The organism is Mammaliicoccus stepanovicii (assembly GCF_002902525.1).
GTDB classification, from domain to species: domain Bacteria; phylum Bacillota; class Bacilli; order Staphylococcales; family Staphylococcaceae; genus Mammaliicoccus; species Mammaliicoccus stepanovicii.
This window is the reverse complement of record NZ_PPQZ01000110.1, coordinates 1-8,228: the sequence shown is the minus strand read 5'-3', so window position 1 is coordinate 8,228 and position 8,228 is coordinate 1. Positions and strand designations below refer to the sequence as shown.

Annotated in this window: 8 protein-coding genes and 1 pseudogene; 5 read left to right on the top strand and 4 right to left on the bottom strand. The window is 31.0% G+C overall.

Going from position 1 to position 8,228, the window contains the following annotated elements; genetic code table 11:
• Positions 1–126: 126 nt before the first annotated feature.
• The 3 genes and pseudogenes from fosB (at position 127) to CD111_RS11370 (ending at position 1,897) form a co-directional block, all read left to right on the top strand.
• Positions 127–545, top strand: a pseudogene (gene fosB / locus CD111_RS11380) (metallothiol transferase FosB).
• A gap of 10 nt (positions 546–555) precedes the next feature.
• Positions 556–1,104 (top strand): GNAT family N-acetyltransferase, encoded by a 549-nt coding sequence (locus CD111_RS11375; RefSeq protein ID WP_095089126.1) that lies wholly within the window; start codon positions 556–558, stop codon positions 1,102–1,104.
• Between the two features lie 211 nt (positions 1,105–1,315).
• Positions 1,316–1,897: an NDxxF motif lipoprotein gene (locus CD111_RS11370; RefSeq protein WP_158245700.1), complete on the top strand. Its 582-nt coding sequence runs from the start codon at positions 1,316–1,318 to the stop codon at positions 1,895–1,897.
• Positions 1,898–2,688: 791 nt separating this feature from the next.
• On the opposite strand, the gene CD111_RS11365 is transcribed toward CD111_RS11370, so the two are convergent.
• From CD111_RS11365 to CD111_RS11350, 3 genes are all read right to left on the bottom strand, one after another.
• Positions 2,689–3,213 (bottom strand): GNAT family N-acetyltransferase, encoded by a 525-nt coding sequence (locus CD111_RS11365; protein ID WP_229726459.1) that lies wholly within the window; start codon positions 3,211–3,213, stop codon positions 2,689–2,691.
• A gap of 454 nt (positions 3,214–3,667) precedes the next feature.
• Positions 3,668–4,156: a P-loop nucleotide/nucleoside kinase family protein gene (locus CD111_RS11355; protein ID WP_095089120.1), complete on the bottom strand. Its 489-nt coding sequence runs from the start codon at positions 4,154–4,156 to the stop codon at positions 3,668–3,670.
• Between the two features lie 5 nt (positions 4,157–4,161).
• Complete coding sequence (locus tag CD111_RS11350) at positions 4,162–4,695, bottom strand: GrpB family protein (protein WP_095089117.1); 534 nt, start codon at positions 4,693–4,695, stop codon at positions 4,162–4,164.
• Between the two features lie 227 nt (positions 4,696–4,922).
• Here CD111_RS11350 and CD111_RS11345 point away from each other — a divergent pair, with 227 nt between their 5' ends.
• Positions 4,923–5,441 carry a hypothetical protein gene (locus CD111_RS11345; protein ID WP_095089116.1) on the top strand — a complete coding sequence of 173 codons (519 nt, stop codon included), beginning with the start codon at positions 4,923–4,925 and terminating at the stop codon, positions 5,439–5,441.
• A gap of 157 nt (positions 5,442–5,598) precedes the next feature.
• Positions 5,599–6,621 carry a DUF4352 domain-containing protein gene (locus CD111_RS11340; RefSeq protein ID WP_229726470.1) on the top strand — a complete coding sequence of 341 codons (1,023 nt, stop codon included), beginning with the start codon at positions 5,599–5,601 and terminating at the stop codon, positions 6,619–6,621.
• Positions 6,622–6,715: 94 nt separating this feature from the next.
• Here CD111_RS11340 and CD111_RS11335 read toward each other — a convergent pair whose 3' ends face one another.
• Positions 6,716–8,023, bottom strand: coding sequence for a CitMHS family transporter (locus tag CD111_RS11335; protein ID WP_095089115.1), 1,308 nt, complete (start codon positions 8,021–8,023; stop codon positions 6,716–6,718).
• Between the last annotated feature and the right edge of the window lie 205 nt (positions 8,024–8,228).

Here is an 8,228-nt window from a genome sequence, read left to right as displayed (position 1 = left end):
AAAGTATCAATACGCTTTATTAACTTTTCATTAATTATTATTAAAAATCATAGTTAAATAAGCAAATAACTATTAATTTCAACAAGAACATCAATAGTATAAAATGTAAATAAAAGGGGTGTTCATTTGATTCAATCAATTAATCACATGACGTATTCAGTTTCAAACTTAAGTAAATCTGTTAGTTTTTATAAAGTTATATTAAAAGCTAACATTTTGTTGGAAAGTGATAAGACAGCATATTTTACATTAGGTGGTCTATGGTTAGCGCTTAATGAAGAAGAGAATGTACCTAGAAATGAAATTCAATATTCATATACCCACATAGCTTTTAAAATTGATGAAAGAGAATTTGACGAATGGCACTAATGGCTAAGTGATAATGATGTGAAGGTATTAGAGGGACGTACAAGAGATGAAAGAGATAAACAATCAATCTACTTTACCGATCCAGACGACCACAAGTTAGAATTACATCAGGGACATTAGAAGATAGGTTAGATTATTATAAAGAAGAAAAGCCGCATATGAAATTTTATGAATAGGATGAAGTAGATGAAGAAGACAATATTAGTAGATGACCATATAAAGTTAAGAGATGCATTAGATAAGGATGCAAAAGTATATGTTGAAATTCCATTTGATGAAGAATTACTGAAAATGTATGGTTCTGAAATGAATGCAAATAAAGAAAAATCATTAGATAAAGCAATGTTGTTCATTAATGAGATAAAGTCTAATCCTTATGAATGGGCTATTGAATATAAAGGAAAGTTTGTTGGACAAGTTAGATTAACAATAGATGATAAAAATAAAAAAGCCAAATTTGCCATTGGTATCTTTAATCCTCAATGTTGGAATAAAGGAATTGGAACGAAAGTTTCAAATGAAGTATTGAAATTTGGTTTCTCTGAATTAAGACTTCACAGAATTTATGTGAAGGTACTGGCCTATAATAAAAGAGCTATTAAATCGTATGAAAAAGTAGGATTTAAAATTGAGGGTGAAGAAAGAGAAGGCGCTTATATTAATGGGAAATATGAAACAGATATTCATATGGGAATACTAAAAAGTGAATATGAGGAATTAAACGGAGAATTATAAGTATATTTATTTTCTGTTACGAGAATTTTTTTGACATAAATTGGAAACAGAAATATAATCATAACTGTGTAGAATTGGTCATTTATATAAGTGAATGCTGATTATGAAGAAAGATGAGATAGGTTATCCAACTTCTATAGTAAGAGTAATAAAATTGTGTCATGTTCTTGAAATTGTAAGCGGGATTCTATTAGTTAAAGGAAGGTTCATCATGAAAAAAAGTATATTATTTATTGCGTTATTATTTCTATTTATTTCTTACGGTTGTTCTAAAGAGGATGAAAGAGAAGAAGAAGTAGATAATAAACCGCCATCCAATTTATCTGGACCTAAGAAAATTTTTGAAAACAACGTAAAGCACAAAGTCATTTCAAAACAAGATGCCAAAAAAGACATTAAACTGTATCTAGATAGTTCGGCAGAACTATCTGAAATAAGTGAATATTATCAAGATAAATCTTATGATGAAAAATTAAGTGAAAATGACGATAAAAATCTAAAAAAGATAAAAAAACGACTTCAAGAAAATGATCGCAATTTTCAACTTTATATAGAAAATAATGAGTTTCCAACTAAGTACAAGGACAATTTATATAAAATTCACAAATACATATATAAATCTAACCAGTTTGATATAGAATCATTCGTAGATGATATTGAAGAAGGAAAAATATCTCGAGATAAGTTTGATAAACTTTATAAAGATACGAAAGAAGTAAATGGTAAAGAACAGAAAAAGATTGAAGATTTTCTGAAAGAAGAAAATATTAAAACAAAAGCGTTTAAAAAGTAATAGGCAGTTATATTATCAATAGTAATTAAAATAATTTTGTAAATACGCAATGAATAAAGTATTCAGCCTTTAAGGTTGGATATTTTTTTATGTTGGAAATACATATAGATTATGGATTAAATGTCGAGTTATTCCAAGACATTGCCTATTTCGTGGATTAACTGTTGAGTTATTCCAAGACATAGTCCATCTTGTGGATTAACAGCCGAGTTATTCCAAGACATTGCCTATTTCAAGGATTAACAGCCGAGTTAATCCAAGATGTACACCATTTCATGGATTAAATGTCGAGTTATTCCAAGACTTGCACCATTTCATGGATTAACAGCCGAGTTATTCCAAGACATTGCCTATTTCGTGGATTAACTGTCGAGTTAGCCCAAGACATTGCCTATTTCGTGGATTAACAGCCGAGTTATTCCAAGACATTGCCTATTTCGTGGATTAACTGTTGAGTTATTCCAAGACATTGCCTATTTCATGGATTAAATGCCGAGTTAATCCAAGATGTACACCATTTCATGGATTAAATGTCGAGTTATTCCAAGACTTGCACCATTTCATGGATTAACTGTTGAGTTATTCCAAGACATAGTCCATCTTGTGGATTAACAGCCGAGTTATTCCAAGACGTACACCATTTCATGGATTAACAACTGAGTTATTCCAAGACTTTGCAATGAATCCTAAAAAAACGAGTAAATCATGATGAAAAATGATTTACTCGTTTTGATTATGATTGCAACGGTTTCTGTTCAGTTCTATATTGATTTATCTTTAAAGCAATTAATTTAAAAATCTAAATAATAGTATATATCGGATTTGCCTTGTTGATTAGTAAAATGATAATTTTTAGTATTGAGTCCGCCAATTTCAAAACCGTAACGTAAATAAAATCGATTGGCTGCTAAATTATTATCTTGTGCCACAGTGTAAATGCCATTGATGTTCTCACTTTTGGTTAATAATATGGCTTTGTCTATTAATTTAGTGGCGATATCTTGTCTACGGTGTGATGTTGCTACTTTTAAGTCATTTAAATAAAGATAGTTGTTCCAATTGTATTCAAATACTGCTAAACCAACACATACTTTTCTTTCAAAAGCACCTATAGCAAAACCTTTTCTATTGATGTCATTTAATGTATAATTTTCATCTGGAAATGTCATAGATTCTGACTTCGTTAAGATTTCGCTATGATTCCAGGATTGATTGGTTCTCGACACTAAGAGTTTACCAAACAAGTTAAACGGTTCATTTGGTAGGGTGAGTGCGACTTGATTCTTCTCGGTTATTCTTTCAATTGTGATCTTCACTGTTTGTTATTCCTCCTTTATTAGAGTATTTTTAAATGTGCATATTGTGGATGAAGTATGATGAGAAACAGGCGTTAAAAAAATTATACAATATTGTGAACAGTATTTATTTTTATGTAAAACTTGTGTTAATATATCAAAAAACATTTGTGAGGTTAATTATGAGTGGAAATTATAAGATTATAATAAATGTTGTAGAAGACGTAAGTGACGAGCTTCTTTATCTTTCTCAACGATTATATGATTGTAAAAATCAAAACGAAACTTGTATTGAATCTGAAATTCAAATATTAAAAAAGTGTTTATCTCAACTTGAAAGTTTCAATAGGAAAAGCATGAGTTTAGATAAAGTTGAAATGTAATAATGGCTATTCCGATTTTGTAAATTACTATCACCTGAGAAGTGTGCTTCATTTCCTCGGCACAATAGTAACTTTCAAAATCGTGAAATTGTTTAATTGATTTCTAGTATATTTAATCCTTCTGATACATGTGGTTCTTCGAAAAAGCTGGATACATATTCGAATGTTTCTGGTGTATCGAAAGTTGCACGCTCCGGAAATTCCAGTCTTCTTTTGGAAATTTGCTGAAGACAGTGTTCATCACTTATATTAAGATAAATGAGTTGATGATCTGCATTGATTTCATTCGCTATATTTAATAACCAATTTCTTTGTTCTTTAGTATTTCCCGGGAAATCCATTACGACATTAGTATTTGTAGTTAGAATTCTTTGAATATGCATTTTTAATAAAGGTTTGATCTGTTGGGCGTAATTTAGGTAGTCATCAAATGTATTTATTTGATTTGGATATAATTTAGATAGCCATTCGTCTTCTGACAGTAATACTGCATTAAAGTTTGATTCGTATTGTTTAGCTTTCGTTGATTTACCTGCGCCCATCTTTCCAGTAAAAAAATATAAAGTACCGATTTGTTTCATGTGTTTTACCTCGTTTCGTTTTCTTTGTACCATACCAACGCTTTCGCTTCGGTTTGTTTTATAAATGAGTCTTTGCCGTTTATGTAGCTTTCTTTATCACCATTAAATTTAGCAAATAGTGTTTCTTTTAAATTGGAATATTCTTTTGCGATATCTGGATGTTTAATTAAGTATGCTTTGAATGCGAGATGTCTATTTATATCGGTTTTATTATGGATATCGAATGTATGAACATGAAAGAGTCTTTCATTTGTAACTTTATCACTTTTGGTAAAGTATCTTCTGTTTTCAATTCCAAATTCACCAAGTACTTCATAATCTATATTCTCAAAGTATGAATTATATTGGTCAACTTTATTGATATCTTTAACTACAGGTAAAATATCTATAATAGGTTTAGCCATTATACCGGGAATGGATGTGCTGCCAATATGGTAAATGTCGACTAGCTCTTTGCCAAAAATTTGACTAATCTTGTTAGCTTCTTTAGCATAGGTGTTTGCCCAATCTGAACGGTGTGATTCAATGGTTATTTTCATAGATTATTCAACTCCTTAATATATTTAATCATTGTACCATTACACTAAATGGATATTCTAGTTAAATCGTTGTAGAGGGATTATTCCTAAACCAATAAATTTGTGTTTATTAGAATAGTAGCCATAATTAAAATGAGTGATTTTCTCCATTTATGGGTATGTGATAAGTAAATCAGTATATAATGAGTGATGAATGTCTAAGACACATATTAAAGGAGATTTTTAGAATGAAGAAGTTTTTTATTGTGTTATTGGCTTCTGTATTTGTTCTATCAGCATGTGATAAAATTGAAATTTCTTTTGGTGATAAACCACATCAAGAAAAGAAAGATTCAAAAAAAGACAAAAAAGTTAAAAAGAAGAAGGTTAAGAAAAAAGAAAAAAGTACCGAAGAAGTAATAACTGAAGAACCAACAATACAACAACCAACAACGCAACAACCAGTAACACAAGAACCTGCTACACAAGCGCCAGCACCGACGACTGAAGAGCAAACGACAGAAGAACCGACGACAGAAGAAAAAACAACCGAAGAAAAATCGACAGAAGAGAAAACGACCGAAGAAAAATCAACGGAGGAACCTAAAACAGAGGAGCCTAAAACCGAAGAACCAACAACAGAAGAACCGAAAACTGAAGAACCAAAAACAGAGCAACCTACATCAGAACAACCTAAACCTAAAACAGGGAATGATAGTCAGCAAGATCAAGTGAAACAACGTGCTCGACAAGCTGCTTCTGAATAATAATGAAAAAAGAGAGTGATTTCAGCACTCTCTTTTTTAAATATAAAATAATAGAGACAAAAAGTTAGGAACAATTTAATTTCACGCTATTATTTTACCGTTTTTATGATATGATATGTTTAATTATCATAAAATGGGGGATGGAAAATTGAAAAAAGTGATGTTGCTATTAATGATGACGGGATTATTTTTAGTAGGGTGTAGTAGTTTGAACATTGAAAGAAAAGCAGAGTCGAACGAGAACAAAAAGCATAAGTCAACACATAGTAAACGTAAAGCAAATGATCAAATGAAGACATTTAAATTGGGAGAAGTTGTTGATGCAGACGGTGTTGATGTAATGGTAACAAAAGTCGAGTTTATTAATGATTATGATGAATACAGTTCTCCTGAAAATGGACAAGCGCTTAAAGTTTCATTTAAATTTAAAAATAATAATGATGACCAAGTACTAGTTGATAATTCTGCATTCACCATGAAATCGAAACAAGAAAATTTTCAAGAGTGGTTTGGAACAGATGATAGTCATGCAGGCTTTTCTCATCTATTAAATAAAGGGAATATAGGTACAGGGTATATATATTATGATGTTCCGGATTCTCAAAGATACACTTTAGAGATGGATTTTGTGCCATTGTTCGATACAGTACGTGGTAAATGGGAAATTAAGAAATCTGATATTAAAGGTAATAGTAGTAGTACAAATACAAATGAAGCAACAAATGAAGTGAAAGAAACAGAAGATAATAGTGATGATTATCCTTATACAGCTGAGGAGTATAATTATTTAGTTGATGAATATAATTCATTAACTGAAGGAGAAAAGATGGACCGTGTAAGCCGTGGTGTTACAAATAAAGAATACAATGACTTATTAGAGCGAATTGAGAAAGAATACGATCGATTAGGCGATGAAGCAGATAAAGAATATGATGATTTCTTGAAAGAACAAGAAAAAATAGACGCAGAGTATGATGAAGAAATGCGTAAAGAAGAAGAACGCCAAGCGAAAGAAGACGCAGCATTTGAAAAAGAACAAGCAGAAGAAGATGTAGCATTTGAAAAAGAACAAGCAGAAGAAGATGCAGCTTATGAAGAAGAAATGCGTAAAGAAGAAGAACGCCAAGCGAAAGAAGATGCAGAATTTGAAGCAGAAATGAAATCTTTAGAAGAAGAATAGTTGCATAACATATAATTGAAAATCTTTGTAAATATAAAAACAAGACACCCATCCAAGACCTATATAATCTGAATGGGTGTCTTATTTATTATAATTAAAATGAAATAACGCCTATAATACATGCAACCAAAATCATGAATAATGATGATCCAATTGCCCATTTCATTACAACTTTTTGATTTGTTCCATAGTCAATACCTAACATACCAACTAATAAATAGCCTGCTGCATAGAGTGGGCTAAGTACATGTAGAGGTTGTCCGAGTATAGATGCTCTCGCCATCTCTGCTTTAGGGACATCAAATTGTTGTGCGGATTCTGCTAAGATAGGTAATATACCATAATAAAATGGATCATTTGCCATAAAGTAAGTAAATGGGCCACTTAATATTGCTGTAATAAGTGCAAAGTGACCACCTAATGATTCAGGAATGATATTAACGAGTGCTTTTGCCATTTCATCTACCATTTCTGTTCCGTTCATAACACCAGTAAAAATACCTGATGCAAATACTAAGCCGACTACTGCTAATACATTACCAGCATGTCTCTGAATTAATTCAGATTGTACTTCTAAACTTGGATAGTTAATAAGTAACGCAATTGAGAAACCAATCATAAATAAAACTGGAATAGGTAACCAACTAATAATTAAAGCAAATAGTAATAAGATAGTTAACAATGCGTTTAATATAACTAACTTTGGTCTTAGTAAAGCTTTTTCATCTTCGTCCGTTCCATTCGCGTTGTTCATATCATCTAATGTCAACGACAAGTGATTTTGGATACCAATTCTTCTTCGCTCTTTTATACCTAAGAAATAAGCAGCACCTACAGCAAACAGAATACCAGCAATCATAACTGGGATGATAGGTGTAAATACTTCTTCTGTCGTTAATTGCAATGAAGAAATTGCGCGAGCAGTAGGACCGCCCCAAGGTGTCATATTCATAACACCAATTGATAATAAAGCTAAAGTTGATAATATGTATAAATTCATACCCATTTTTTTATAAAGTGGGAGCATAGCCGTAACTGTGATAATAAAAGTAGTAGTACCATCTCCATCAAGTGCAACGAGTGAAGCTAAAGCTACAGTTCCAATTGTGATTTTTACAGGATCACCCTTTACAACTTTCATAATTTGACTAATGATCGGATTGAATAAACCTGCATCTATCATTACCCCGAAATATAAAATTGCAAAAACAAGCATAATACCTGTTGGTGCAACTGTTGAAAGACCATCGAGCATATATTTACCTAAATTCGAATAAAATCCTCCAATTAAAGCAAATATAGTTGGAACAATAATTAATGCTGCAAGTGCCGACATCTTCTTCGACATAATTAAAATCATAAAAATAATAACCATTACAAAACCTAAAATTGCTAAATTCATTTAATCCCCCCCTTTTTCATACCAATTAATTGTAAGCGTTTCCTTAAGGTTTGACAATAGTTCTTGGTTAATTTTCTTAATAAAATGAATATTTAGAAAAAAGTGCGTGTAAACGTTTTGAGAATTAATTACTTCATCATGTTAAAAGAATTCATATAATCCATTACAGAAATAATTATATTCAACGAAAGTTATTTTATTATAT

Bases quoted from the DNA above. Each gene is read 5' to 3' on its own strand.
- CD111_RS11375 (WP_095089126.1), top strand. From the start codon at position 556: ATGAAGAAGACAATATTAGTAGATGACCATATAAAGTTAAGAGATGCA.
- CD111_RS11370 (WP_158245700.1), top strand. From the start codon at position 1,316: ATGAAAAAAAGTATATTATTTATTGCGTTATTATTTCTATTTATTTCT.
- CD111_RS11355 (WP_095089120.1), bottom strand. From the start codon at position 4,156: ATGAAACAAATCGGTACTTTATATTTTTTTACTGGAAAGATGGGCGCA.
- CD111_RS11350 (WP_095089117.1), bottom strand. From the start codon at position 4,695: ATGAAAATAACCATTGAATCACACCGTTCAGATTGGGCAAACACCTAT.
- CD111_RS11345 (WP_095089116.1), top strand. From the start codon at position 4,923: ATGAAGAAGTTTTTTATTGTGTTATTGGCTTCTGTATTTGTTCTATCA.
- CD111_RS11335 (WP_095089115.1), bottom strand. From the start codon at position 8,023: ATGAATTTAGCAATTTTAGGTTTTGTAATGGTTATTATTTTTATGATT.